Annotated in this window: 19 protein-coding genes and 1 pseudogene; 14 read left to right on the top strand and 6 right to left on the bottom strand. The window is 65.5% G+C overall.

The window, feature by feature from the left end; genetic code table 11:
* The first annotated feature begins 81 nt into the window (after positions 1–81).
* A complete protein-coding gene (locus BFAL_RS02670; RefSeq protein ID WP_055426908.1) occupies positions 82–738 on the top strand; it encodes a TetR/AcrR family transcriptional regulator in 657 nt (218 codons plus the stop codon).
* A gap of 250 nt (positions 739–988) precedes the next feature.
* The gene (locus BFAL_RS02675) at positions 989–2,317 is read left to right on the top strand and encodes an MFS transporter (RefSeq protein WP_055426896.1); all 1,329 of its coding nucleotides are present in this window, start codon (positions 989–991) and stop codon (positions 2,315–2,317) included.
* Positions 2,318–2,451: 134 nt separating this feature from the next.
* Here BFAL_RS02675 and BFAL_RS02680 read toward each other — a convergent pair whose 3' ends face one another.
* Entirely contained in the window at positions 2,452–4,026 is a 1,575-nt protein-coding gene (locus BFAL_RS02680; protein ID WP_055426897.1) for an RNA/DNA-binding domain-containing protein, read from the bottom strand.
* A 153-nt stretch (positions 4,027–4,179) separates the two neighbouring features.
* Between BFAL_RS02680 and BFAL_RS02685 the strand changes: the two genes are divergently transcribed.
* The 7 genes from BFAL_RS02685 (at position 4,180) to BFAL_RS02715 (ending at position 14,412) form a co-directional block, all read left to right on the top strand.
* Complete coding sequence (locus BFAL_RS02685; protein WP_055426898.1) at positions 4,180–4,818, top strand: TetR/AcrR family transcriptional regulator; 639 nt, start codon at positions 4,180–4,182, stop codon at positions 4,816–4,818.
* A 122-nt stretch (positions 4,819–4,940) separates the two neighbouring features.
* Entirely contained in the window at positions 4,941–7,316 is a 2,376-nt protein-coding gene (locus BFAL_RS02690; protein ID WP_055426909.1) for a glycoside hydrolase family 3 N-terminal domain-containing protein, read from the top strand.
* 140 nt (positions 7,317–7,456) lie between these two features.
* Positions 7,457–8,650, top strand: coding sequence for a glycoside hydrolase family 5 protein (locus tag BFAL_RS02695; protein ID WP_152973501.1), 1,194 nt, complete (start codon positions 7,457–7,459; stop codon positions 8,648–8,650).
* 305 nt (positions 8,651–8,955) lie between these two features.
* Positions 8,956–9,489 (top strand): MarR family winged helix-turn-helix transcriptional regulator, encoded by a 534-nt coding sequence (locus tag BFAL_RS02700; protein ID WP_082440311.1) that lies wholly within the window; start codon positions 8,956–8,958, stop codon positions 9,487–9,489.
* Entirely contained in the window at positions 9,486–11,369 is a 1,884-nt protein-coding gene (locus tag BFAL_RS02705; RefSeq protein WP_055426900.1) for an ABC transporter ATP-binding protein, read from the top strand. Before BFAL_RS02700 ends, BFAL_RS02705 begins: the two co-directional genes overlap by 4 nt.
* Positions 11,366–13,381, top strand: coding sequence for an ABC transporter ATP-binding protein (locus BFAL_RS02710; protein WP_055426901.1), 2,016 nt, complete (start codon positions 11,366–11,368; stop codon positions 13,379–13,381). Before BFAL_RS02705 ends, BFAL_RS02710 begins: the two co-directional genes overlap by 4 nt.
* 50 nt (positions 13,382–13,431) lie before the next feature.
* On the top strand, positions 13,432–14,412 hold the full coding sequence (locus BFAL_RS02715) for a D-2-hydroxyacid dehydrogenase (RefSeq protein ID WP_055426910.1): 981 nt from the start codon (positions 13,432–13,434) through the stop codon (positions 14,410–14,412).
* A 109-nt stretch (positions 14,413–14,521) separates the two neighbouring features.
* Here the strand turns inward: BFAL_RS02715 and BFAL_RS02720 are convergent, their stop codons facing one another.
* The gene (locus BFAL_RS02720; RefSeq protein ID WP_055426902.1) at positions 14,522–15,370 is read right to left on the bottom strand and encodes a patatin-like phospholipase family protein; all 849 of its coding nucleotides are present in this window, start codon (positions 15,368–15,370) and stop codon (positions 14,522–14,524) included.
* Positions 15,371–15,417: 47 nt separating this feature from the next.
* On the bottom strand, positions 15,418–16,212 hold the full coding sequence (gene murI / locus BFAL_RS02725) for a glutamate racemase (protein ID WP_055426903.1): 795 nt from the start codon (positions 16,210–16,212) through the stop codon (positions 15,418–15,420).
* A gap of 167 nt (positions 16,213–16,379) precedes the next feature.
* On the opposite strand from murI, the gene dapF reads away from it, so the two are divergent.
* The 3 genes from dapF to BFAL_RS02740 all read left to right on the top strand — a co-directional run bounded on the left by dapF (position 16,380) and on the right by BFAL_RS02740 (position 19,531).
* A complete protein-coding gene (gene dapF / locus BFAL_RS02730) occupies positions 16,380–17,285 on the top strand; it encodes a diaminopimelate epimerase (protein WP_055426911.1) in 906 nt (301 codons plus the stop codon).
* A gap of 36 nt (positions 17,286–17,321) precedes the next feature.
* A complete protein-coding gene (locus BFAL_RS02735) occupies positions 17,322–18,071 on the top strand; it encodes a vitamin K epoxide reductase family protein (protein WP_370696051.1) in 750 nt (249 codons plus the stop codon).
* A gap of 503 nt (positions 18,072–18,574) precedes the next feature.
* Positions 18,575–19,531: a type IV toxin-antitoxin system AbiEi family antitoxin domain-containing protein gene (locus BFAL_RS02740; RefSeq protein WP_055426904.1), complete on the top strand. Its 957-nt coding sequence runs from the start codon at positions 18,575–18,577 to the stop codon at positions 19,529–19,531.
* Between the two features lie 840 nt (positions 19,532–20,371).
* Here BFAL_RS02740 and BFAL_RS02745 read toward each other — a convergent pair.
* Positions 20,372–21,283: an SPFH domain-containing protein gene (locus tag BFAL_RS02745; RefSeq protein ID WP_055426905.1), complete on the bottom strand. Its 912-nt coding sequence runs from the start codon at positions 21,281–21,283 to the stop codon at positions 20,372–20,374.
* Positions 21,284–21,432: 149 nt separating this feature from the next.
* On the opposite strand from BFAL_RS02745, the gene BFAL_RS02750 reads away from it, so the two are divergent.
* Positions 21,433–22,317 (top strand): PHP domain-containing protein, encoded by an 885-nt coding sequence (locus BFAL_RS02750; RefSeq protein WP_055426906.1) that lies wholly within the window; start codon positions 21,433–21,435, stop codon positions 22,315–22,317.
* Between the two features lie 99 nt (positions 22,318–22,416).
* Here BFAL_RS02750 and BFAL_RS02755 read toward each other — a convergent pair whose 3' ends face one another.
* Both BFAL_RS02755 and BFAL_RS11795 read right to left on the bottom strand, forming a co-directional pair.
* Positions 22,417–22,641: a DUF3107 domain-containing protein gene (locus BFAL_RS02755; RefSeq protein WP_055426907.1), complete on the bottom strand. Its 225-nt coding sequence runs from the start codon at positions 22,639–22,641 to the stop codon at positions 22,417–22,419.
* 489 nt (positions 22,642–23,130) lie between these two features.
* Positions 23,131–24,765, bottom strand: a pseudogene (locus BFAL_RS11795) (phosphotransferase); the annotation flags it as partial.
* A 124-nt stretch (positions 24,766–24,889) separates the two neighbouring features.
* Here BFAL_RS11795 and BFAL_RS02765 point away from each other — a divergent pair.
* On the top strand, positions 24,890–26,004 hold a 1,115-nt coding region (locus BFAL_RS02765), incomplete at its 3' end, for an ATP-dependent helicase (RefSeq protein ID WP_082440314.1).

A 26,004-nucleotide genomic window follows, 5' to 3' on the forward strand; every position in this document is an offset into this window, starting at 1 on the left:
AGGAGTGGGTTCGTTTCCGTACAAACCGCCGCTACGTGGCGTGCGAACCGTATCGAATGGGTGTTCGATATACTGGGGCGCATGACTGTGGGACAAGAACAAGGCAGAACTCCGGAAAAGCGGCGCAGGGTGCGTAAAAGCCCGGAGGAGCGCCGCGTTGAAATCACCCAGGCGGCGGTCCGTCTGATAGGGGAGAAGGGCTACTACGGCACCTCCCTCAAGGATGTGGCGGAAGCGGTCGGCATGAGCCAGCCCGGTCTGCTGCACTACATCGGCAACAAGGAGGGGCTGCTGTCGATGGTGCTCCTCGACAGCTATGACGTGCTCGGCTCCCCGGAGGAGTTCATGCGCTCCGGGCTGCCGGGGAGCGACCCCGAGCGCCTGCTGTTCCCCGCGTATCTCAGGTATCTGGTGCGCTGCAACGCGCGGAGGCGGGAGCTGGTGCGCCTGTTCATCATCCTCGAATCGGAGGCGTTCGGCCCGGGCCACCCGTTGCATGGCTACTTCGAGAACCGGCCGGCCGACATATGGAAGCGGTATTCCGCCTTCCCGTGGGTCATTCCGCCTGAGATGGGGGAATGGGGGAAGACGATGGAGCCGGTGGTGCGTCGTTGCGGCGAGGCGATGGACGGCATCCAGATCCGGTGGATGCACCGGCCGCCGGTCGACCTCTACGACGAATGGTTGGAATTCGAGAAGCTGATTTTCCCTTCTCCGATGTGGGACGGCTACCGCTGACGCGACGATACCGGCGTCTGCCCGCCACCCACTGTCTAATAGGCGTTAGATAAAGTTCGTGATGCGACACGCCGATGGCGATTCAATTGCGTTGGTAAAGCTTTGAAATACAGCCGTTTTAACTATCTAACAGCAAGTAGATAAAAACTTGACGTCTCCCTGGGGTTGCGTTATTCTCTCTTATATCTAATGAATGTTAGATAAGTCGATGTGGACAAGAGAACGAAACAAGAAGAACCGAGGTTCAACGATGACTGATGCGACCACCATTCCCGTGGATGATCGCCTTGCGGCATATGAGGCGAACATCGCTGCTGCGGACGCCGACCCGTCCCTGTCTCCGGAAACCGGCGCGCCGCTGGCGAAATCCGTGCTGATCCGATTCGGCGCGGGACTCATGGCCTTCGGCCTGCTGTGGATGAGCGGCCTCTCCATCGTCTCCGCCGTGCTGTTCACCAAGCATCTCCAGTCCATCTTCGGGCCGGACGTCGAAGGTCTGACCGGCGTGATCAACGCCTGCACCGCCGTCGCCTCGCTGGTCTCCAACCTGCTGTTCGGCACATTGTCCGACCGCTCCCGCTCCAAGTGGGGCCGTCGAACCCCGTTCATCCTGTTCGGCGGCGTGCTCGGCGGGCTGACGCTGTTCCTCACCGGCATGGTCGCCGATCCGGTGGTCATCACTGTCATCTACTGCGCGTGCATGTTCGGCCTCAATGCGATGATCGCCCCGACCGTGGCCATGATCTCCGACCGCATTCCGATGAACGTGCGCGGCACCATGTCCGCGTTCTTCGGCGCCGGGCAGACCTGCGGCGCCCCGATCGGCACCCTGATCGGCTCCGCGTTCATCCTCACGCCGTTCCCCGGCTTTGTCCTCGCCGGCGTGCTCATGTTCCTCGGCGGTCTCGTCGCCGTGCTCGTCATGCCGAAGGAATCCTCCGCCGACTTCCTTCCCAAGGACGAAGGCAAGGCCGCGGACGTGCTCAGAAGCTTCATCCCGCCGAAGTTCTCCACCGCCCACGACTTCTACAAGGCGTTCGCCGGCCGCATCTGCATGCTGCTGAGCTACCAGATGATCACCGTCTACCAGCTGCTCATCTTCCAGAAGTACGTCGGCCTCGACGACACCGCCGCCGGTGCCGCCATGGCCACGATGTCCGTCATCACGATGGTCGTCTCCCTGCTCGGCTCCGTCGTCGCCGGCCCGGTCTCCGACCTCATCGGCCGTCGCAAGATCCCGGTCGTCGCCGCATCCGTGCTGTTCGCCATCGGCATGGCCATGCCGTGGATCATGCCGACCACGACGGGCATGTTCCTCTACGCCGGCCTCGCCGGCCTCGGCTACGGCGTCTACTCCTCCGTCGACCAGGCCCTGAACGTGGACGTGCTGCCGAACAAGGAGGAGGCCGGCAAGGATCTTGGCGTCCTCAACCTCGCCACCACGCTCGGACAGATGCTCGGCCCGGTGATCATGTCCGTCATCACCGTGACCGTCGGCTACGCCGCCGCCTTCCCGATCTCCATCGTGTTCGCGCTGCTCGGCTGCGTGTTCATCATGATGATCAAGGGCGTCAGGTAAGCCTCGCGCAGTCGGCGCGACAATCTCTCGGCTTCGGCTATAATCGTAGGGTTGCATCGGTTCATTGTCGGATTCGATGCTTCGGCGTCGGGCCCGTCGGTATGCATGTCATGGCGCCCGTTCGCAACACCCCATCATGCCGCGACATACCGGGTGTTGCGGGCATTGCCCGTGGATACGATACGGCCGGCATGTTCGAGTTTGCGCAATGCGTATGCCACCCGGTTCTTGTTGACGCCAAAGCGTTGCTGGATTTCCAGCCGCGACATGCCCTCGGGGGTATTTCGGATCAACGCCAAGGTGAGCTCCTCCAAGGTGCTGGATGGGTTCGTTTGCGGCATTGAAGGCGTTGCGGTCCGGGGCGTCGACGGGAGCGGCGATGGGATGGAGGCGCCGTCGAGGTGGGATACGGCGCTGGCTGCCGGTTCCAAGGCGAGGGTGCCCACTCCCTTTCCTGTCGGATATCCGTTGAGGACGGCGATTTGGACGCTGCCCTTCTCCTGAATGGCGGGACCGGAGGGGAAGGGGTTTCTGGCGGTGAACCAGTCGCTGATGTCGGTCCCGTCGGTCGGATTGACATCAGCGGGATCGCCCCCGTCGCCGTTGCCGTCCAATCGAGGAAGGCTCAGGGTGAAGGCGCTTGGCGTGATGCGGATAATGGGGGATTCGCTGTTGCCGGCATACTCCTCCATGATTTTGGGAATGCCGCTGCCGTAGCTTTCCATGAGTTCCAGACGGTAGAACGTATTCGCCAGCACCGCGTTACGGGGCTGGGAGATGCCGTTGGTGAGGTCGGTCAGCGTGATGCCCTTCACCAGTCCGCCAAGCGAAACGAAATCGATGCGGTCGGCATAGATGCTGACCAAGGTGGGGCCCGAATAATCGTAATCGCGATGTACCACGGCATTGAGCAGGGCCTCTCGCAGGGCCGCTGGCGGATAGGCGTAGGTGTCGTTGCGGTACAGGCCCACGATATCGGAGCGTATCGGATTGTTGAGTTCCAGATAACGGCATACATCGTCCAGCTGCTGCAGCAACGATCCCTGAAACTCCTGACGTGCGAGGAACCGTGCTTTCGAATGGCCTTGATATACGGCGCATTTGATGGAATGGCGGCACTGATCCGAGATCAGGGCAGCGGCGTTGGTGTACAGCCCATCCGAATCGATGAGCCCCAATGACCGTTGCTGGGACTTGCCCCAAGGCACCTGTTGGCGAGCGAATATCGCATCCGCCGCGTTGAATGTCAGATCTTGGTCGATGCTTACGGATGCATCGAACGCCGTGACATCGTCATCTCGAATCATCTGTCGAATGCGTTCCTCGCTGGCGGGTACGGCGGAAACCCCATGACGGATGAACACCCCGGTCGGGCGTATGCCCTTGCCGGCGAGATAGTAGGGGCGCTTGACGCCGCGCAGTACGGTGACGCGGATGATGTTGCGTATGATGCCGTTGTCGTCTTCCATCGATTCGCGTTCGATGGAGGTATAGGCGGTCAGATCAGGTCTGATGGCATTGCGGATCATGTCGCCGATGCCGCCCATCACGGCATCGGGATTATCCACGCCGACGGGGATTCCGTCATCGTCGATGCCGATGTACAGGTCGCCGCCTTCGGAGTTCGCGAAAGCGACGATCTCCCGTTTCGCGGAGTCGTTGAGCTGCCGTTTGAATTCAACCGTGGTGCTTTCGTGCAGTTGGCCCATGACGGTCCTCTCGGTAATCCTCAATCGTCATCGATGAATTCATCGTAACTCATCGATTGGACCGGATCTGACGGTCGGGATGTTGCGCTGGGGCGTCGAGTTGGTTCCGGGGCGCGCCGCCGTCGGAACGCGGTTGGTTTACACTGGGCAGCTATGTCCACGCAAACCATCGCCCGGCCCAAGCGCGTCCGCAAATCTCCCGAGGAGCGGCGTCGCGAGATTCTCGACGCCGCGGTGCGTCTGATTTCCGAACGCGGGTACAACGGCATCTCCGTGCAGGATGTGGCGGATGCGGTGGGGGTCACCAAGCAGGGCGTGCTGCGGTACATCGGCAGCAAGGACAACATGCTCTCCATGGTGTACCTCGAGCACTACAACGTGGGCGGCAACGTGGACGATTTCAAGGACTCCGGGCTTCCGGGATCCACGGCCGACGATCTTCGCCTGCCGGCCTACCTGCGCTATCTGGTGCGCTACAACTCGCGACGCCGCATGCTGGTGCAGCTGTTCTCCGTGCTGCAGGTGGAGACCTTCAACCCCGATCATCCGCTGCATGAGGAGTTCGCCGACCGCCAGAACTCGATCTGGCGCTATTATTCCGGCTTCGATTGGCGCATTCCGCCGGCGTTCTCCTCTCTTGACGAGGTTCGCCCCACCGTGCGCAAGGCGTTGGAGGTCATGGACGGCATCCAGCTGCGTTGGCTGCGCGAGCCCGCCATCGACCTCAATGGGGAGTGGGCCGAATTCGAGCCGATGCTGTTCCCCTCCCCGCTGTGGGATGGCTATCGCTGATCGGCGTATCTTCCGGCCCCCGTGACGCCGTGGTCCCGTACGGCGTGTCATGTCGACGGCGGCCGTAAACTACCAATTGGTAATTAAAGTTGTTCGATTTCATCGAGGAAAGCGAAGCCGTCATGACTCAGGACACTGCAACCGCTGAAAACCTGCCCTACAAGAACCCCGATCTGCCCGCATCCGAGCGCATCGCCGACCTGCTCTCCCGCATGACCCTCGAGGAGAAGGTCGGCCAGATGATGCAGCTCGACGCCCGCGGCGGCGATCTGGACGAGCTCATCGTCGACAAGCACGTCGGCTCCATCCTCCACACCAGCCCCGCCGACCTGCCCCGCGCCGTCGAAACCGTGAACACGAAGACCCGCCTCGGCATCCCGCTCGTCATCGGCGACGACTGCATCCACGGCTACTCCTTCTGGCCCGGCTCCACCATCTTCCCCTCCCAGCTCGGCATGGCATTGAGCTGGGACCCGGCCAAGGTCGAGGCCGCCGGCCGCGCCACCGCCGAAGAGGTCTCCTCGACCGGCGTGCACTGGACGTTCTCCCCGGTGCTGTGCATCGCCCGCGACACCCGCTGGGGCCGCGTGGACGAGACCTTCGGCGAGGATCCGATGCTCATCGGCGAACTCGCCTCCGCCATGGTCAAGGGCTATCAGGGCGGCGCCAAGGCCGGCGAGGAACTGCCGAAGGACGCGATCCTCGCCTGCGCCAAGCACTTCGCCGGCTACTCCGAAACCCAGGGCGGCCGCGACGCCTCAGAAGCGGACCTGAGCCACCGAAAGCTCGAATCCTGGTTCCTCCCGCCGTTCGAACGCATCGCCAAGGAGGGCTGCGGCACGTTCATGCTCGGCTACGAGTCCATCGAAGGCACGCCCGTCACGTTCAACAAGTGGCTGCTCACCGACAAGCTGCGCGGCGCATGGAAGTACAACGGCACGCTCATCACCGACTGGGACAACGTCGGCCGTTCCGTCTGGGAGCAGAAGGTCAAGCCCGACTACACGCACGCCGCCGCCGACGCCGTCAAGGCCGGCAACGATCTGGTCATGACCACCCCGCAGTTCTACGAGGGCGCAATCGAGGCCGTCCGCACCGGTCTGCTCGACGAGACCCTCATCGACGCGGCCGTCGAACGCATCCTCGCACTGAAGTTCCGCCTCGGACTGTTCGAGGACCCGCGTCTGCCGGACGAGCACCGCATCAGGACGGTCATCGGTTCCGCCGAACACCAGCAAGTCAACCTCGAACTCGCGCGCGAAGCCGTCGCCCTCCTGCGCAACGACGGCAACCTGCCGTTCACCGCCGGAACCGTTGCGGCCGCGAACGGCGGCGCGAAGCGCATCGCCGTCGCCGGCCCGCTCGCCGACGACGCGCAGAACCAGCTCGGCGACTGGACCGGCAACTCCGGCCAGATCTCGTGGATGCCCGACGGGCAGCCGCGCGACACCATCACCACCGTGCTCGACGGCCTGCGCGCGCTCGCCGGCGACGGCTGCGAAGTCACCTACGCGCGCGGCGCGAACGTCGTCGACCTCGTCACCGACCCGGCCGGCGAACTCTATCCGGACGGGCAGCCCCGCCCGAAGATCGGCGTCTCCGCCGCAGTCGACCAGTCGCTGCTCGACGAGGCCGTCGCCAACGCGCGCGAATCCGACCTCATCGTGGCCGTCGTCGGCGACACCGTCCAACTGACCGGCGAAACCTGCTCCACCGCCACGCTGGAGCTGCTCGGCGGCCAGAACGCGCTGCTCGACGCGCTCGCCGCCGTCTCCCGCGAAACCGGCACGCCGATGGTCACCGTGCTCGTCAGCTCCAAGCCGCAGATCCTGCCCGCGTCCATCGTGGGCGAGTCCGGCGTGTTCGCCAAGCGCGTGAACGACCCCGCGACCGGCACCGGCTCCATCCTGTGGGCCGCGAACCCCGGCATGAAGGGAGGCCGGGCCATCGCCGAAATCATCCTCGGCATCACCAACCCGTCCGGCCGCCTGCCGATCACCTTCCCACGCCACGTGGGCCAGCTGCCCGTCTACTACAACCAGATCCGCGGCCAGCACGGCGACCGCTACGCCGACCTCACGCAGGACCCCGCGTTCGCGTTCGGCGAGGGACTGGGCTACACCACCTTCGAGTACGGCGAGCCGGCCATCGTCGGCGGCGCCTCCAACGCCGACGGCACATTCGCCAAGACGGACACCGTGCACGTCGAAATCACGCTCGCCAACACGGGCGAACGCGCCGGCACCGAGGTCGTGCAGGCCTACATCGGCGACGTCGTCACCTCCTACAGCTGGACCGACCGCGAACTCAAGGCGTTCCGGCGCGTCGACCTCGAGCCCGGCGAGACCACGACCGTGACCTTCGACATCCCGGTCTCGGACTGCACCATCGTCGACGCGGACGCCAACCGCATCGTGGAACCCGGCGAGTTCGAGCTGCTCATCGGCCACTCGTCGCGCCGCGAAGACCTGAAGCGCACCACCTTCACCGTCGCGTGACATCTCGCTCTCGGTGACGCCTTGCTCTCGTCGCCTATCGCCCTCTTGGCGCGATTGTGGTGCGGTGTGGCTGGGCGGTGCGACGGTTCGGCCGTAAGATGGGAGCGGGTGCGGAGCGACGGATGATACGGGGGCATGCGATGACGCTGGGAATCGACGAACGGATCGACGGCGTGAACCTCGGCGGCTGGCTCGTCCTCGAACGATGGATGACGCCGGAACTGTTCCGGGAAAGCGGCGAGGAGGACGAGATCCGGCTGCACCGCGCCACCGACCCGGAAGCGCTGGAGCGTCTGCTGCGCCACCACCGCGACACCTATATCACCCACGACGACTTCCGCGCGATCGCCGCGCACGGGTGCAATCTCGTGTGCATCCCCGTGCCGTATTTCGTGTTCGGCGACGTGCCCGGCCACCCCGGCTGCGTCGAATGGCTCGACAAGGCGTTCGACTGGGCCGAAGGGACCGGCCTCAAGGTGCTCATCGACCTGCACACCGTGCCGGGCTCGCAGAACGGATTCGACAACGGCGGGCTGACGGGCGTGGTCCGTTGGCACAGGAGCCCCCGTCAGGTTGCGTTCGCGTTGGACGTGCTGACGCGTCTGGCGCGACGCTACTGCGGCCGCGACGCGCTGTTCGGCATCGAGGTGCTCAACGAGCCGGTCGACTGGTTCACCTACGTCACATCGCCGTCGAGCCGACGCGCGAAGGACCGTCGTGAGGCGCACGGCAGCGGCCACGTGCCGTTGCGGTTCCTCAAACGGTTCTACCGTGAGGCGTACCGCCGCCTGCGGCCGGTATTGGGCGAAGACAGGACGATCGTATTCCACGACGGGTTCCGTCTGGATCGGTGGCGCGACTGGTTCGCGCGCGAAGGCATGCGGAACGTCATGCTCGACACGCATATGTACCTCGTCATGTCGGAACGTCCCGAAACGGTGTTCCGCATGCTGCCGGACACGTGGCTCGTGCGCTGGTACCGTCTGTTCGCCGCGTGGCAGCGCCGCCGCATACGGCGCGCCGCGCGGTTCATACCCGTCATGGTGGGAGAGTGGTGCGTGGCGAACGGGCTGGCGGCGCGCATCGGTGACGGCTCCGACGATACCGGAGGCATGCGGTCGGCCGGCTCCGGAGACGTCGCCGCGTCGCCCTCCGAGCGTCGCCGCGCGATTTGCCGCGAAGTCGCCGCGCTACAGCTCGATGCGTGGAACATCTCCGCCGGACAGGTTTACTGGAGCTATCGGCTGCGCGCTCGACGCATCCCGGCCGACGACGCACGATTCGACCCGTGGGACCTCACCCACGTCTGGCACGCCGGATGGCTGGGGCTCTAGACCCGTGACGCGAGCCGGGACGGGCCGGTAACGGGGTGGGCGATGCCGGGAGTCCTCGCCAATGTCGTCGACGGTGTCTGGTGCGGACCGGGGTGGGGCGCCGGCGGGGCGCGCACGCCCCGCGCACTGTGCGACACGCGGATTGTTGTATGTGCAACTGTTGTATGTGGGACGTACTACCATCGCCATCCGGCAAGTGGTTGCATATGCAACAAACCGTCCGCGGCGCGAGCCCGGCGGCGGACCGGCATACGCGGCCCATGCCGTCATCGGGCACACGACACGTGGTGCAGGGGAGTGGAGACATGGACGGACACATCCTCAGCTTCGACCTGAGGGCGCTGGTCAGGGCGCTGGGACGTCACCTCGACGAGACGATGCCGGAATCCGCGCGCATCGCGACGGGCGGCAACGCGCGCATCATCATGTTCCTCGCGTGCAACCGCGACGAGGACATCTACCAGCACACCATCGAACGCAAGTTCTGCATCTCGCGGTCCACCGCCTCGCGCGTGCTGGCCCTCATGGAGAAGAAGGGCCTCATCGTCCGCGAATCCGTCGCGCACGACGCCCGCCTCAAACGGATTCGGCTCACCGCCAAGGCGGACGCCATCGTCGCCGACCTCGTCGCGAACGGGGACCGCGTCGAACAGCGGCTCGTCGAGGGGTTCACGGACGCCGAGAAGGCCACGCTCATGGACTACGTGCTGCGCATGCGCGCGAACATCGACGCGGCGCAACGCGAATTCGAGGCGGAACGCGGTGGGTCCTCGGCCGCGGAAACCGACGACGGCACTGACACGAAGCAATCGAAGCACATGAAGGAGGAGCACGCATGAGCGACACCACGACGACGCAACCCGCCGCCGACGAGACGGCCGTCATCGCGTCGCGCAAGGCCGACGGGCCTGCGAAACCGAAGCATCTGTTCCGCACGCTCGGCGCATCCATGCGCGAATACACGAAGGAGAGCCTGCTCGCGCCGGCGTTCGTAATCGTCGAAGCCGTGCTGGAGATCGTCATCCCCACCGTCATGGCCACCCTGATCGACCAGGGCGTCACCGGCGGGGACATGGACGCCATCGTCAAGTTCGGCCTGATCCTGCTTGGCTGCGCGATGGTCTCGCTCGCCACCGGCTTCCTTGCCGGAAAGTACGCGGCCATCGCCGGCGCCGGCTTCGCGCGCAACCTGCGCCACGACCAGTTCGAGAAGGTGCAGGCGTTCAGCTTCACCAACATCGACCGCTTCACCACCGGATCGATCATCACGAGGCTCACCACCGACGTGACGAACCTGCAGATGGCCTATTCGATGATGATCCGCATGGGCGTGCGCGCCCCGATCATGGTCGTCGTCGCTTGGTTCTTCTCGTTCCGCATCTCGCCGAGCATCTCCATGGTGTTCCTCGCATGCATCCCGATCCTCGGCCTCGGCCTGTGCGGCCTCGCCGTGCTCGTGCACCCGGTGTTCGAGCGCGTGTTCCACACCTACGACGAACTCAACAACGTCGTCGACGAGAACCTGCAGGGCATCCGCGTCGTCAAATCTTACGACCGCGAGCCGTTCGAGGTGCGCAAGTTCGGCCGCATCTCCGAGCGCATCTACAAGGACTTCATCAAGGCGGAACGCATCATGAGCTTCAACAGCCCGCTCATGATGTTCTGCATCTACGCGTCGATGATCCTCATCTCGTGGCTCGGCGCCCGCCAGATCGTCGCCTCCGGCAACAACGCCGCGCTCGGCCTGACCACCGGCGACCTGACCGCGCTCGTCACCTACGCGATGCAGATCCTCATGGCCATGATGATGCTGTCGATGATCTTCGTCATGTTCATCATCTCCCAGGCCTCCGCCGAACGCATCTGCCAGGTGCTGCAGGAGCAAAGCACCGTCGTCGATCCGGCCGAGCCCGTCATGGACGTGGCCGACGGCTCCATCGAATTCGACCACGTCACGTTCCGCTACTCCGACTCCTCCGAGAAGCCCGTCCTCGACGACATCGACCTCACGATCCCGTCCGGCGCGACCATCGGCATCGTCGGCGGCACCGGATCCGCGAAATCGTCGCTCGTGCAGCTCGTGCCGCGCCTCTACGACGTCACCGGCGGCTCGCTCAAGGTCGGCGGACGCGACGTGCGCGACTACGATCTGGAGGTCCTGCGCGACCAGGTCGCCATGGTGCTGCAGAAGAACGTGCTGTTCTCCGGCACCATCGCCGAGAACCTGCGCTGGGGCAATCCCGACGCCACCGACGAGGAGATCCGCCACGCCTGCCGCCTCGCCCAGGCGGACGGGTTCATCCAGGAATTCCCCGACAAGTACGACACGATGCTCGAACAGGGCGGCACCAACGTCTCCGGCGGCCAGCGCCAGCGCCTGTGCATCGCCCGCGCGCTGCTCAAGAAACCGAGGATCCTCATCCTCGACGACTCCACCAGCGCCGTCGACACCAAGACGGACAAGCTGATCCGCGAGGCGTTCCACCACGAGATCCCCGACACCACGAAGATCATCATCGCGCAGCGCCTCGCCTCCGTCGAGGAATCCGACATGATCCTCGTCATGGACGAGGGCCGCATCATGGCGCGCGGCACGCACGAGGAACTGCTGCGCACCTGCGACGAATACCGGTCCATCTACGAATCCCAGACCCGCAACAGCGCTCGCCCCGAGGAACTCGAGGGCGCGGACGCGACCAAGGAGGGCGAGAACCGATGAGTGAATCCAAGCAGAACCGATCAGGCAAACCCCGCATGGACAAGGCCGCGCCCGGCACCGCCAAGCGCATCTTCGGCTACATCCTCACCTACCGCTGGCACGTCGTCGCCATCGTCGCGTGCATCCTCATCGGCGCCGTCGCCCAGGCCGGCTCCGCGCTGTTCCTGCAGACGCTCGTCGACTCGTACATCCTGCCGCTCGTCGGCGCCGCGGACCCCGACTGGGGGCCGCTGATCGAGGCGATCACCCTCATGGGATGCCTGTACGTGGCCGGCATCGTCGCGAGCTGGCTGTGGCTGTGGCTCATCCCCGCCGTCGAGCAGGGCACGCTGAAGAAGATCCGCGACGACATGTTCGCCCACCAGCAGCAGCTGCCGATCCGCTACTTCGACACCAACGAGCACGGCGACATCATGAGCCGCTACACCAACGACACCGACACGCTCCGCCAGGCCATCTCGCAGTCGTTCCCGCAGATGTTCTCCGCCGGCATCTCCGCCGTCGCGGCCGTCATCGCCATGCTGTGGCTGTCCGTGCCGGTCACCGCGTTCGTGCTGCTGTTCACCGTCGGACTGTACTTCGTCGTGCGCGCCATCGTCTCGCGCGCCGGACGCCACTTCGTCAAGCAGCAGTACTGGATCGGCGACGTGAACGCGTTCGTCGAGGAATCCGTCAACGGGCAGAAGGTCATCAAGGTCTTCAACCACGAGGAGGACACGCAGAAGACCTTCGACGAGAAGAACCGCGAACTGTTCGAAGCCTCCGCCGCCGCGAACACGTGGGGCAACGTCACCATGCCGGTCGTCGGCAACATGGGCTACGTGCTCTACATCCTGCTCGCCATCATCGGCGGCGCGATGGCGCTCGCCGGCGTCGGCAACTTCGGCCTCGCCGGCGCGGGCCCGCTCACGATCGGCACGCTCATCTCCCTGCTCACCCTGTCGCGCTCGTTCATCAACCCGCTCGGACAGGTCTCCATGCAGCTCAACATGGTGATGATGGCGCTCGCCGGCGCCTCCCGCATCTTCGCCCTGATGGACGAGCCGGTCGAAGCCGACGAGGGCACCGTCACCCTCGTCAACGTCGAGCTCGGCGAGGACGGGCGCACGATGCGCGAAGTCGACCACGAGACCGGCCACTGGGCGTGGAAGCGCGAGGAGGGCGACGACGGCACACGTTCCCTCAAGGCCGCGGAGAAGCTGCACGGCGCCGCCCGCGAAGTGGCGCTCAAGGCCAAGGAACAGGCCGTCACCTCGCCCGACGGGCGTCTGACGCTGCTGCGCGGCGACGTGCGCTTCACCAACGTGACCTTCGGCTACGATCCGGCCAAGCCCGTCCTGCACGACATCACCTGGTTCGCCAAGCCCGGCCAGAAGATGGCGCTCGTCGGCGCGACCGGCGCGGGCAAGACCACGGTCACGAACCTCATCAACCGCTTCTACGACATCCAGGAAGGCCAGATCCTCTACGACGGCATCGATGTGAAGAACATCCGCAAGCCGGACCTGCGCCGTTCGCTGGGCATCGTGCTGCAGGACGTGAACCTGTTCACCGGCACCGTGATGGACAACATCCGCTACGGCCGTCTCGACGCCACCGACGAGGAGTGCATCGAGGCCGCGAAGCTCGTGAACGCGGACGGCTTCATCCGCATGCTGCCCAACGGCTACGACACCGTGCTCGAAGGCGACGGCTCGGGCCTGTCGCAGGGTCAGCGCCAGCTCATCTCCATCGCGCGCGCCGCCGTCGCCGACTCGCCGGCGCTGATCCTCGACGAGGCGACCTCGTCGATCGACACGCGCACCGAGGAGGTCGTGCAGGCCGGCATGGACGCGCTGATGAAGGGACGCACGGTGTTTGTGATCGCCCACCGCCTGTCCACCGTGCGCAACTCCGACGTGATCATGGTGCTCGACCACGGCCGCATCATCGAGCGCGGCAACCACGACGAGCTCATCGCGCAGCGCGGCGAATACTACCAGCTCTACACCGGCGCCGTGGAGCTCGAGTAGCGCCGGCCGACATGCCCCGCACCGGTGCCCATGGCGCCTACAATGGCACCATGACCGACACCAGCAAGATCATCGTCAACTGCCTGCCGCTCAGCGACGCCGAGCGGCAGGCCTTTTTGGATGCCGCGCCCGGCATCCGCCAGGAGTTCGCCGGCAACCCCATCGAACGCGGCACGATGACGTGGAAGGCGCACGTGCCCGCGGAACTCAAATCGCAGGCCACCGCCGTCATCGGCAACATCCCGCCCGCCGAATGCCATGATTACCCGCATCTGGAGTGGCTCCAGACCTGGAGCGCCGGCGTCGACAAGTACGTCGCGCCCGGCGTGCTCGCGGACGGCGTCACCGTGACCAACGCGACCGGCGCCTACGGGCAGACCGTCGCCGAACACCTCTTCGCGATGATGTGGTCGCTCATGCGCAACATCCCCGCCTACGCGCGGCAGCAGAACGAGCATCGCTGGCACGATCTGGGCCGCGCGCTCACCCCGGCCGGCGCGACCGTGCTCGTCATCGGCACCGGCGACATCGGCTCGCATTTCGCCGCACTGTGCAAGGCCGTCGGCGCGCGCACGGTCGGCGTGCGCCGCGACGCCGCCAAACCGGCGCACGGCATCGACGAGATGCACGGTTTCGACGAACTCGACGCGCTCCTGCCCGAAGCAGACGTCGTGGCGCTCGCCGTGCCCGCCGCGCCGGAGACGACGCACCTCATCGACGCGAACCGGCTCCACCTGCTCAAATCCACGTGCGTGCTGCTCAACGCGGGCCGCGGCAACGCCGTCGACCCGACCGCACTCGCCCGCGCGCTCGCCGAGGACCAGCTGCACGGCGCCGGACTCGACGTCACCGAACCGGAGCCGCTGCCGGCCGGCAGCCCGCTGTGGAGCGAGCCGCACTGCCTCATCACCCCTCATGTGGCGGGCGGCAACCATCTGGAGGTCACCGAGCGGCGCATCATCGCCATCGCATTGGAGAACGTGCGGCGGTACGCGGCCGGCGAGCCGCTGACCAACGTGCGCCGACGATAACCCCTCGCCGGTTCCGCGTGCGGCTCATCCGCGGTTGCGGACGTGCCGCACGCGTACGTACCGCCGCCTGCGCACACAGCGCACGTCGCCGCACGCACGTCCGCTCTCGTCAGCTCGCGAGGAACGCAGGAATCGCCTCGGCGGCCGCATACCCCTTGCGGTACATCATCTCCAGACCCTCGAAGCTCTTCTTCAGCGTATTGAGCCCGTACAGGTCCTCCGGCGCGAGGATGAGCACGCGGCCCTGAGCCTCGTAGCGCTTCGCCAGTTCGATCTCGTCGTTGTACGTCTTGTAGCGCATGCGCAGCCGTTCCGCCGCGGCCGGATGCGTGCGCTCGAGGATGCGCGCCGGCGCGAGATCCCTGCGCTGCTGGCGCACCTCGTCTCGCAGACGCGACAGGATCAGGATCACGCGGTCGTATCCGTCGTCCAACGCCTTCTGCACCGGGACCGGATCGGCGATGCCGCCGTCATAATAGGGCACGCCGTCCACCACGTACGGCTCGCACGCCACCGGCACCGCGGACGACGCCTTCACCACGTCGAAATCGTCGTAGCGGATGCGCGACTTGTCGAAATACTTCGTCGACCCGTCCTCGGCGTTGCACGCGACCACGGTGAACCCGGTCGGATTCGCCTCGAACGCCTCGAAATCCACCGGGTATTCGCCGTCATGGTTGCTCAGCGTGCCGTAGATGTAGTCGAGGTTCGCGAAATTATGGTGTCTGAAATAGCTTTCCGCGCTCGCATACTCCTTGCGGAACGCGTATTTCGTGTAGAACGTGTGGTTGCGCCCATGCTGGCGCGCGATGAACGAGGTCATGTTCGCCGCGCCCGCGGAGACGCCGTAGCACATGTCGACGTCGATGCCCTCCTCGAGCATGTAGTCCATCACGCCGCAGCCGAAGATCGCGCGGAAACCGCCGCCCACGTCGATCATCGCCGTTCTGTTCGCCATATCGTTCCCTTCCGATGGTTGAAAAGTGGTGGGGCAGTCGCGGTGTCTCACGCGTCGAGCAGTTCGCGCGACAGGGCGGCGATGCGCTCCGACGGATCGGAGTTGCCGAGCTTGACGCCGCCGTCCGCGTTCTCGGGCGCGAGCTTGCCGAGCGATTCGAGCACGACGCCCAGATGCCGCACCGTGCCCTCGTTGCCGTCGATGACGGCCGCGCGTTCGGGCAGCAGCTCGCGGAAATAGTCGCGGTAGAACACGAAATGCGTGCATCCGAGCACCACGGAGTCGATGCGGTTCAGATCGTACCGGTCGAAGTAGCCGTGCAGCGTGCGCATCACCAGATCATGGTCGCCCAAACGCCCCGATTCGACGATCTCCACCAGTTCCGGGCACGGTTCCTTGACGATCTCGTTGTCGCCGTCGAAACGGTCCATGAGCTCGGCGAACTTGCGTTCACGCAGGGTGAGCGGCGTCGCGGCGACGATCACGCGCTGCGGGATGTGATGCGGGTCGGACGGCACGTCGCCGCGGTCGCACGCGATCTTCAACGCCGGCTCCATGCCGATGATCGGAATGTCATATGTGTCACGCAGATCGTTCACCGCGGCCGAAGTGGCCGTGTTGCACGCGATGACCACCGCCTTGACGCCCTCGCGCACGAACCGTTCCACGATGGCGAAACTCAGCGCGCGCACCTCGTCCGGGGTCTTCACGCCGTACGGCGCGTTCGCGGAATCGCCGAAATACAGCACCCGTTCGTGCGGCATGTCGCGCACGATCTGCCGCACCACGGAGATGCCGCCCAATCCGGAATCGAACACGCCGATCGGCGCCGTCGAACTCATCGCCTGTCCCTCCTGCCGCATGCGTCGTTATCGGGCCGGCGCGCGGCCGCACGTCGTGCATGACGCGCGACGGCGCGACGCGTTCCGGCCCGTTACCCACCCCAGACTACTCGCGTATCGCGAACAGCACGGGCGGCGATACACGGCACACGGGTATGCTGGCGAGCATGAGCATTCCGCAGCATGTCACCAAAGCGCACGCCACCGGCAACGATTTCGTCGTGTATCTCGACCGCGAGGGGCGTTTCGAGCCGACGCCCGAGGAGGTGCGGTTCCTCACCGACCGTCATTTCGGCATCGGCGGCGACGGTCTCATCCGCCTCGCCCACCCGCGCGACGTCTCCGACCTGAGCGAGGCGCAGGTCGCCGACTGCGAGGCGAACGGCGTCGAATGGTTCATGGACTACCGCAACGCCGACGGGTCGCTCGCTGAGATGTGCGGCAACGGCACGCGCGCCATCACCCTGTTCGCGCAGCGCGAGGGATTGTTCGACGGCGACGTGTTCCGCCTCGGCACGCGCGCCGGCGTCAAGACGCTCACTTCGCTGGGCGGGGTCGACGGGCTCGGCACGCACGTGTTCCGCGTCGAGATGGGGCAGTGGCGCATCGGCGAGGTCGACGCGTACGAGGTCACGATTCCGGGCACACCGGGCGCGGCGCGCGGCACGTTCGTCGACATGGGCAATCCGCATGTGGTCGCCGTCGTCGAGGACGCGTTCTCCACGCTGCCCACCGTCGAAGCGCTCGATCTGGCCGTCAAACCGGTCGTCAGTCCCGTCATCGAATCCGATCAGAACGTCGAATTCGTCCGCATCGACGACATCGACGACGACGCGGCCGGTCTCGGCGAGGCGACGATGCGCGTCAACGAGCGCGGCTGCGGCGAGACGCTGTCGTGCGGCACCGGCCTGTGCGCGACGGCGGTCACGCTGCGCGCGAAGACCGGCGTCGCGCACTGGCTCATCACCGTGCGCGGCGGCACGTTGCGCGTCGACGTGGGCGACGCGGACGTGACGCTCACCGGCGACGCGACGATCGTCGGCGACGTGACGCTCGCCGACGGCACGCTGTGACGGAAATGACGGGAACAAGGCATACGAAGGGGGAATATGATGACTGATGTGCGCGATTCGGACGATGTGACGGACGACGTGTTGGACGACGACGTTTCGGACGAGACTGCCGGGGGAGCCGCGGCGGCCGTGCTGAAACCGAGCGGATGGCGCCACGGCGCGACATGGACGTATCTGATCGTGCTGCTCGCCTCGGCCGTGGCGCTGATCGTCTCGTTCGTGCTGAGCGCGGAGACGCTCCAACTCGCGCGCCACCCCGATCAGCAGCTCGGATGCGACGTGAACGCCGTGCTCTCCTGCTCGACCGTGGCGCAGTCATGGCAGTCGGAGATCGTGAAGTTCGCGGGATTGAGCTACCCGAACGCGTTCTTCGGCATCGCCGCGGAATCCGTGTTCGTGACGATCGCGGTGATCGGACTCGCGCGCGTGCGCGTGCCTCGATGGTTCGCCGCCTGCACGTGGTTCGGCGGGCTGGCCGCGCTGCTGTACTCGTACTGGCTGACCTCGCAGTCGCTGTTCGTGATCCACGCGCTGTGCCCGTGGTGCCTGGCGCTCATGTTCTCCACGACGATCCAGTTCATGGCGTTGAGCCATGCGACGGCCGTGGTACAGGGATTGCCGGGCGGTGCGCGGAAGCTGGGCGGCACCGATGGATCGGTGGTATCGAAGCCGCGTGGGCTCGACACCTATTACCGCCTCAACTACGATCTCATGGTCGACGCGGTGTGGCTCATCGCCATCGTGACGCTCATCATCGTCAAGGACGGCGCCGCCCTGCTCGTGTGACGCGGCACCCCCTTCGTTTGGGTGTTGTGTTGCCGGGCGCGTGACATGTGGTGGCGCGTTGCTGTGCGTTGGGCTTTGTTTCGGTGGCGCGTTGCTTTGCTGGGCAGTGTCGTGGCGTAGATGTTGTCCCGGTGTCGCCTGGAGGGGTGGCTGTGCCTTGTGTGTACGCAGCTCGTCCTCTTCCAGCGGCGGTTTGTACGGAGATTTCTCCATTGCTCCGTACAATCCGCCGCTTATTACATCTCAGCGGCGGTTTGTACGGAAATCGGCCCGTTGCTCCGTATTTTCGGTCACTGACTCCGTCTCAGCGGCGGATATTACGGAGCACGCCGGTCATCTCCGTATTCGGCCGGTCAAGTTATCCACATCGTTGTTGGAGGAATGGGCCGATCGATGGTCCGTCGACTTAGGCGATTGCCCGCGACACGCCCGGAGAAGGGGGGCTCTGTCCACATTGCCTCGACAGCTTGCCTCGATGGTATGCGACCATTTAGCGTCGAACCATGAAGATGCACAAAGGAGTCGCGGCACTACTCGGAGAGGCCGAACGAGAACGACGTTGCGCCATCGGCGAAGGCGATGCCATGCAGCATGCGTTGCGTAGACGTCTGAAATCACTGGAATTGGTTTCTCCCTATCCGAATCTGTATGCCCGAACGGAATACTGGGATCTGCTCAATGCAGAGGAACGGTCCCTGCATACCATCCGCGCATTGGCGAAGAAGCGTCCACAATGGGTGTTTGCCGGATTGAGCGCCGTATGCCTCTATGGGCTCGATCACGCATATGGTCTGCATGACGGCACGATTCATATCGCTTCCCGGGGAGGTGCCCGGCATAGGGACAGCAAGCGGTTGCGCCGCCTGTATATGCCCGGTGTCGGGCAGCCATGGAATTGTCATGGGATTCGCGTCACATCGCCGGCGCGGACGTTGATTGATTGCGCGAAATATCCGTTCGCCAACGCACTTGCCATATTCGATTCCGCCCTTCGTCGTCAATTGATAAGCGTCGAGGACATCCGCTCATTGGCCGTGCGGACGGCATGTGACGATCGTGCGGTGGAGCGATTGGCGTCTTGTGCGTCGCCGGCCAGCGAGAACGGAGGTGAATCGCTGATGCGCGGGCTCCTTATCGAACGGGGATTCGCCGAACCTCGATTACAGACCGAATTCAACAATCCGGATAATCCGATGGCCCCATATCGTGTCGACTTCTGTTGGAGGTTGGCGGATGGGCGCGTCATCGTGGCGGAATATGACGGGATGGCCAAATATGCGGATACCAGTAAGCCGAATCGCGCGACTCTCCAATCGAAATTGGAGTATGAACGTCGGCGGGAGGAACATCTGAAGAATCAGCAGGTCACCGTGGTGCAGCACGTCGTCTATGAGGATCTGATCCGGCCGGAAAGGCTCGAACGCAAGCTGATGGCTGCCGGAGTCCCCAAGATTCGCTGACGGCCTTTGACTGAGTGCCGGTTCTGCTGGTGGTCCTCCCGGCTGGCGTTGTTCGTCGGTTTCCCTAGTTGGGGATTATGAGCTGGTGGGGCCGTGGCTGGTGCTGATCCGTTGGTGGTTTCCAGCTTGCGTTGTCTGTTGGTTTTCCCTGGTTGGTGATTACCGGCTGGTGTTTTCCGGTTGTTGATCGTTGGTTGGCGACAGTCCTGTTGGTTGTTGGTTGTTGGTTGGCGGCTGGTTCTCCCACTTGATGGTTCTCGGTTGCTGGTTGGTGGTTGTTTTCCCAAGTGACATCCCCAGGTTCGGCGGCGGTTTGTACGGAGATTTGCCCATTGCTCCGTATTTTCGGTCGCTGGCGTCGTCTCAGCGGCGGAAATTACGGAGCACACCGGTGATCTCCGTACAATCCGCCGCTGAGATGGAGTAAGCGGCGGTTTGTACGGAGCAATGGGGCTTTTTCCGTACAATCCGCCGCTGTTGGATGGTTAGGTGCCGATAAGGTGTGGAATAGTCGTTGTGAAGTCCATCCGTGGTGGTCCTGGGCCATTGTGGTGGCGTTGGGGTAGCACGGATGATTCCCGGTTTTCCCGTTCTCCATATGGTCGATACAGAGTCTCGTTGACACGGTGTACACGTTGACTTGAGGTGCCAGCCGATGCGGGGTTCCAGTTGATGCGGGGTGCCCGTTGGCATATGGACGTTGGCACGTATGTGCCAGCCGGTTCGAGGTGCTAATCGTTGTGGTGTCAGTCGGTTCGTGGTGCCAGCCGATACGTGGCGGCCGTTGGGCCAGTAGTCGGTGTCGGTGCCACCGACACCGACACCGACACCGACACAGCTTTACCGACCTTGGGTTTCGGAGGCGGTGAGCATGGCCTTGGTGACCTGCTCGTAGAGATCCTGGTATCCGCCCGGCGTGGAGGCCGGCAGCACCACGGTCTTCGCGTTGCTGGATTCGCTCAGCGAACGCATCACGTCGAGGTACTGGTTGAACAGCACCACGTTGTTCACGTCGTTGATGTTCATGCCCACGGCCTGCAGGCTCTTGATCTGGTCGACGATGCCGTTGGCGATTTCGCGACGGTAGTTCGCCTGACCCTCACCCTGCAGCCTCGTCTTCTCGGCTTCGGCGGCGGCCTGCGTCTCGATCTGGATGCGCTGGGCTTCGGCGCGCTGGCGCGTGGCCTCCTTCTCGCGCTGGGCGGCGTTGATGGAATCCATCGCGTTCTTGACCTGCGGCGACGGGTCAATGGCGGTGATGAGCGTCTTGACGACGGTGAAGCCGAAGCGGCTCATCTCGTTGCCGACGGTCTTCTGCACGTCGAACGCCACGTCGTCCTTGCGGGCGAACGCGTCGTCGAGCGTCAGCGAGGGGATGGCGCTGCGCAGCGCGTCCTCCATGTAGGAGCGCAGCTGGCCGGCCGGGTCGCGCAGCTCGTAGTATGCGGTGGCCACGTTCTGCGCGTTGACGCGGAACTGCGTGGAGGCGACGACGGTGACGAACACGTTGTCGAGCGTCTTGGTCTCCAACTGCACGTTGAGCTGGTTGACGCGCATGTTCGTCTTCATCGCGATGCGGTCGACGAACGGGATGCGCATGTGGATGCCGGCGAACTGCACCGACTGGAACTTGCCGAACCGCTCGATGATGTACGCCTGCTGCTGCGGGACGATGAAGACGGATACGGCGATCAGCACGATGACGATCACCAGTATGGGAACGATCAGACCTCCGAATAATGCACCTGCCATTGCTGTTTCCCTTCTGTTGCGCCGTGGCCTCCGTCGGCCACATATGGACAAGTACCTCCTATGGTACCGCAGCGGGACGGCCGTGGCGAGAGCCCGAATCCCCCGCGCCTGTGCGCGCGACGGCCCGAGCGCGGGTTACGATAGGGATTATGACTGGATATGTTGCGCCCACCGAACCGCCGACGCGCGGATGGGACCTTCACTGCCACACCGTGTTCTCCGATGGAACGAAGACGCCTGCACAGATGATCGCCGAGGCGCGCGAGCGCGGGCTGGACGGCGTGGCCATCACCGACCACGACACCACGGCGGGCTGGGCGGACGCGCAGGAGGCGGCGCACGCCCAGGGCATGCCGCTGCTGCGCGGCACCGAGATCACCGCATGCGACGAGGACGTGTCCGTGCACATGCTCGCCTACCAGTATGATCCGCGCAGCGTGCACATCACGCGCCTGTTCGCCGCGACCCGCGAGGCGCGGCTGCATCGCACGGAACGCATGGTCGCGCGTCTGGCCGAGGATTATCCGATCACGTGGGATTCGGTGATGGAACAGGTCAGGGAGGGCGGCAGAACCACCGTGGGCCGTCCGCACATCGCCGACGCGCTGGTCGCGGCGGGCGTGTACGCGAACCGTTCAGAGGCGTTCGCGGACGCGGTGAGCGCCGATTCGAAATACTACATTCCCACGCCTTCGCCGACCACGCATGAGGTGGTCCGCGCGGTCAGCGAGGCGGGAGGCGTGGTCGTCATCGCCCACGCCGGCGACATGAGCCGCAACCCGAGGCTGCTGTCCGACGCGCAGATCGAATCCCTCATCGACGAGGGGCTTGACGGTCTCGAGGTGTGGCATCGCGGCAATCCTCCGGAGCAGCGCGAACGGCTGCTCGCCATCGCCAATGCCCACCGGCTGCTGGTGACGGGCGGTTCGGACTGGCATGGCGCCGGCAAGCCGAACCTGCTGGGGGAGAACCTCACCGACGAGGACACGGTGCGTCGCATCGTGGAGCGTGGCGCCCTGCCGCTCTGGCGGTGAGTTCCGGCATATACGGCGAGAGGCCTCCCTCAAGGGAGGCCTCTCGATGGTCTTGGACGTGCGCGGGATACGAGCATACGCCCGCCGCGCCCGAATCGGTCACAGCGCGCCGAAACCGACCGCGTGCTTCGTCTCGGAACCGACGATCGCGTAGCCGAGCGCCTCGGCCGGCACGATGATGCGGCGGCCCTTGTCGTCGGTCAGGGTGATCGGCTTGCCTTCGGTCACCGCGGCGACGACGGCGTCGTTCACCTGATCCGCGGAGTCGTCGGTGCTGAAGGTGACGGTACGCGCCACGTTGCGGATGCCCAGTTCGATGTCCATGTTGCTCCTTTGTAGTGATGTGTGTGTAGTGGATGTGCGGTCGACAAGGGGTTGACGTTCCGATGTCCCATTGTGCCCGCTCACGGTGGGCGGCGCACGCCGGACGCGCGATTACGCCGTCGGCGTGTCGCCTCCGTTACGGGCCTCGTCGGGAATGGTGCGCGCCTCGCCGGTGTCGTCGTCTTCCGTCGCGTCCGTATCGTCCGTCCTGACATGGGCCGAGATGATCGCTTCCGGCGTTTCGTCGCTCACCGTGCCGGTGGACGCGATCACGGCGAGCGACGGCGCGGCCACCACGATCGGGGTGACGGAAGGCGTGTCGTCGTCGGGTTCGGCGTCCGGCGCGCCCGTCGACGACACGTCATCGTCATTCCGCGGCGTCGACTGCGGCGCATCGTGCTCGGCCTGCACCTTCGGCGTCTCGTCCTCTTCGGACGGATGGTACTCACCGGCCGCGTCGGGCTGGTCGTCGAAGGTCTCGTCGTCGAAGTCGAGCCCCGCGCGGGCGTCGCGCAGCGCACGCTCCTCACGTTCGAGCAGCGGAATCACCACGGTGGCCGACGTATCGGTGGACGTGGCGTCAGCCGGAGCGGTCGCCGCTCCGGCGTCGTTGCGCGCGGCGACGCCGGAACCCTCTCCGGCGGCGACATGCCCAGCATCCTCGCCGCTCCGATCCGCGTCGGCGGCCTCGGAGGCGTCGATGACCTTCGCGGCATCGCCGAGAGCGTGCATCATGCCCGAGGCGACCATGCGCGACAGCGGGCGCATCGGCGTGATCGTGGGAGGCATCGGCATGCCGTTGATCGTGTGACGCTCCTCGATGGAAGCCGGCGCGCCCTCACCGTCGTCCATCCTGCGCAATGCCATGGTCTCCGAGGAATCCGGCGCCGGCATATCCCGGTAGCCCGCATACGCGGTATGCTGCGGCTTCGTCGAACCCGTGCCGGCGGCACCGGACCGGGCGGCGCCACCCTGCGGCGCGTACTCGCCCGCGGCGACGATATCGGCCGAACCGGTACGGTCCGCATCGCCCGCCTGGGCTTCGGCCACGGTGCGGGCTTCGGCGCGGCGGCGCTCGCCGGCCTCCAGCAGCGTTCCCACGGTGATCGTCGACGGCGGCTTCTCCTGCGCGCGTCCGGTCGCGCCTTCCACGGCGGCCGTGCCGCGCCGCGCGCCGGGACGGTACGAGGTGGGCTTCGGCGCGGCCGCGCGTGCGGCGCGCGCGAGCTGGTGCGCGAGACGGTCCACCTGCGCCTTGAACCGGATGATCTGCTGCGAGTCGGCGCGTTTGACCGCCTGGATGAAATCGCCCACCTGCTCCATCTGCACCCACAGGTTCGCGCGCAGCATGATGAGCCCGTCGAGCCGGTTGCCCATCATCCGCCCGTAGGCGGTGAGCACCGCGTTGCGGTGCGCTTCGTCGAGTTTGGAGAAGATCCACGCGAGGTCGCGAGCCGGATCGTTGACCTGCATGGTCTGCCAGTTGTTGACGGCGGTGATCGTCGAACCGCTGAAGCGCACGTCGCCGTCCTCGAATCCGCCGTGCACCAGGCAGGTGCGGAACGCCCACAGGCCTTCGGTCTCCATGATCTTCGCCCAGCTGGAGGTGATCTCCGGCGGCACATGGCCGGCGTTGTCCAGCCGCGCGATCCACGCGGTCAGCTGTCCGCGGATCTGCTCGGTGACGTATGCGGGGTACCCGGCTTCGGTGAGGAACGAGGGGTTGAGACGGTGGATCGCGCCGATTGCCGTGCCCATGGCGGCGCAGTCGTCCAGCGTGAGCAGGTCGAGCTGGCGTTCGACGCCGTCCTGATGCATCGCCACCATGACGGCCGTGTCTCCGGTGGGGCCCTTCGGATCGGTGCCGGGGGCGAAGCCCAGCACGCGGTCGAGCGCGAAGCCCAGTCCGCCCGGCTCGCGCGCGGCGGCGAGCGTCTTCGCCGCCTTGACCCTCGCGGCGAGCTTGCGGCGCCCCTCCTCGGTGTTGGAGGCGTAGACGTCGTACGTCTTGCCGGTCACGTCGCGCACCTGCGCCTGGTCGATGCCGTCCGTGCGCGTCATCCCCGGAAACACGCCGGCGACGACGACGGACGGCAGGGCGGCGGAGGTCAGCGCGGCCAGCATCAGTTCATTACGTTCTGTCACACTCCCACATTAATACACGTCGGCCCGCGTCAGCGGCCGCGACGTGCGGTTTCCGGGCGTTCGCGGCCATGCGGTGGTCGGCGCCGGCGCGCGGTGTGCCACAATGAGTGGCATGGACAAGGTGCTCGACGGATTGGACGAGGCGCAGCTGGCCGCCGCCACGGCGTTGAACGGCCCGGTGCGCATCATCGCGGGCGCGGGCGCGGGCAAGACGCGCACGGTGACGCGGCGCATCGCGCATGCGTGCGCGACCGGCGCGTGGGACGCGTCGCGCACGCTCGCCGTCACGTTCTCCGTCAAGGCCGCCGCCGAGATGCGCGTGCGTCTGACGGCGTTGGGCGTCGGCGACGCGGTCACGGCGTCCACGTTCCACGCCGCGGCGCTGCACCAGCTGCGCCGCGTGTGGACGGACGTGTGCGACGCGCCGTTCCCGCGTCTGGTGGAGGACGCGCGCGACATCGCCGCACGTGCGCTGCACGGCGTCGACGCCGGCGTCGACGAGGACGATGCGACGGTGCGCGCGGTGCGCGACGAGATCAACTGGGCGAAGATCTCGCTCGTGGCGCCCTCTCAGGTGACGCGCGTGGCCGCGGTGACCGGCAGATGCCGTCCGGGCGGGCTGGAACCGGAACGGTTCGCCGACGTGTACGAGGCGTACGAGCGTGAGAAGACGGCCCGGGGCGCCATGGATTTCGACGACATCCTGCTCATGATGTGCCATGTGATGGAGGATTGCGCCGAGGCTGCGGCTTCGGTACGGCGTTCGATCGGATGGCTGACGGTCGACGAATACCAGGATGTCTCGCCGTTGCAGCATCGGCTGATGCGCCTGTGGCTCGGCGACAACCGCAACGTGTGCGTGGTGGGCGATCCGGCGCAGACGATCTACTCGTTCGCCGGCGCGTCCAGCTACGACCTGCTCAGGTTCGGCGACGAGTTCGGCCCGCTCGCCGCGGACGTCTCGCTGGCGACGGACTACCGTTCCACGCCGCAGATCGTCGCCTACGCGAACCGCGTGCTCGCGGCTTCGCCTGATCGCGGCGAATACCTGCGCCTGCGTTCGGCGCGCGAAGGCGGGCGGCGCATCGAGCGCACCGTGTACGAGACGGACGACGAGGAGGCGCGCGGCGTGGCGCTGCGCATCCGTCGTCTCGTGGAGGCGGGGGAGAACCCGTCGGACTGCGCGGTGCTGACGCGCATCAACGCCCAGCAGCCGGT

Source organism: Bifidobacterium aesculapii (assembly GCF_001417815.1).
In the GTDB taxonomy this organism is placed as follows: Bacteria; Actinomycetota; Actinomycetes; order Actinomycetales; family Bifidobacteriaceae; genus Bifidobacterium; species Bifidobacterium aesculapii.

Excerpts from the sequence above, each read along its gene's own strand:
- BFAL_RS02690 (WP_055426909.1), top strand. The coding sequence starts at position 4,941 with ATGACTCAGGACACTGCAACCGCTGAAAACCTGCCCTACAAGAACCCC.
- BFAL_RS02695 (WP_152973501.1), top strand. The coding sequence starts at position 7,457 with ATGACGCTGGGAATCGACGAACGGATCGACGGCGTGAACCTCGGCGGC.
- BFAL_RS02745 (WP_055426905.1), bottom strand. The coding sequence starts at position 21,283 with ATGGCAGGTGCATTATTCGGAGGTCTGATCGTTCCCATACTGGTGATC.
- BFAL_RS02710 (WP_055426901.1), top strand. The coding sequence starts at position 11,366 with ATGAGTGAATCCAAGCAGAACCGATCAGGCAAACCCCGCATGGACAAG.
- BFAL_RS02755 (WP_055426907.1), bottom strand. The coding sequence starts at position 22,641 with ATGGACATCGAACTGGGCATCCGCAACGTGGCGCGTACCGTCACCTTC.
- BFAL_RS02685 (WP_055426898.1), top strand. The coding sequence starts at position 4,180 with ATGTCCACGCAAACCATCGCCCGGCCCAAGCGCGTCCGCAAATCTCCC.
- BFAL_RS02720 (WP_055426902.1), bottom strand. The coding sequence starts at position 15,370 with ATGGCGAACAGAACGGCGATGATCGACGTGGGCGGCGGTTTCCGCGCG.
- BFAL_RS02670 (WP_055426908.1), top strand. The coding sequence starts at position 82 with ATGACTGTGGGACAAGAACAAGGCAGAACTCCGGAAAAGCGGCGCAGG.
- murI (WP_055426903.1), bottom strand. The coding sequence starts at position 16,212 with ATGAGTTCGACGGCGCCGATCGGCGTGTTCGATTCCGGATTGGGCGGC.
- BFAL_RS02675 (WP_055426896.1), top strand. The coding sequence starts at position 989 with ATGACTGATGCGACCACCATTCCCGTGGATGATCGCCTTGCGGCATAT.
- BFAL_RS02735 (WP_370696051.1), top strand. The coding sequence starts at position 17,322 with ATGATGACTGATGTGCGCGATTCGGACGATGTGACGGACGACGTGTTG.
- BFAL_RS02750 (WP_055426906.1), top strand. The coding sequence starts at position 21,433 with ATGACTGGATATGTTGCGCCCACCGAACCGCCGACGCGCGGATGGGAC.
- dapF (WP_055426911.1), top strand. The coding sequence starts at position 16,380 with ATGAGCATTCCGCAGCATGTCACCAAAGCGCACGCCACCGGCAACGAT.
- BFAL_RS02705 (WP_055426900.1), top strand. The coding sequence starts at position 9,486 with ATGAGCGACACCACGACGACGCAACCCGCCGCCGACGAGACGGCCGTC.
- BFAL_RS02680 (WP_055426897.1), bottom strand. The coding sequence starts at position 4,026 with ATGGGCCAACTGCACGAAAGCACCACGGTTGAATTCAAACGGCAGCTC.
- BFAL_RS02700 (WP_082440311.1), top strand. The coding sequence starts at position 8,956 with ATGGACGGACACATCCTCAGCTTCGACCTGAGGGCGCTGGTCAGGGCG.
- BFAL_RS02715 (WP_055426910.1), top strand. The coding sequence starts at position 13,432 with ATGACCGACACCAGCAAGATCATCGTCAACTGCCTGCCGCTCAGCGAC.
- BFAL_RS02740 (WP_055426904.1), top strand. The coding sequence starts at position 18,575 with ATGAAGATGCACAAAGGAGTCGCGGCACTACTCGGAGAGGCCGAACGA.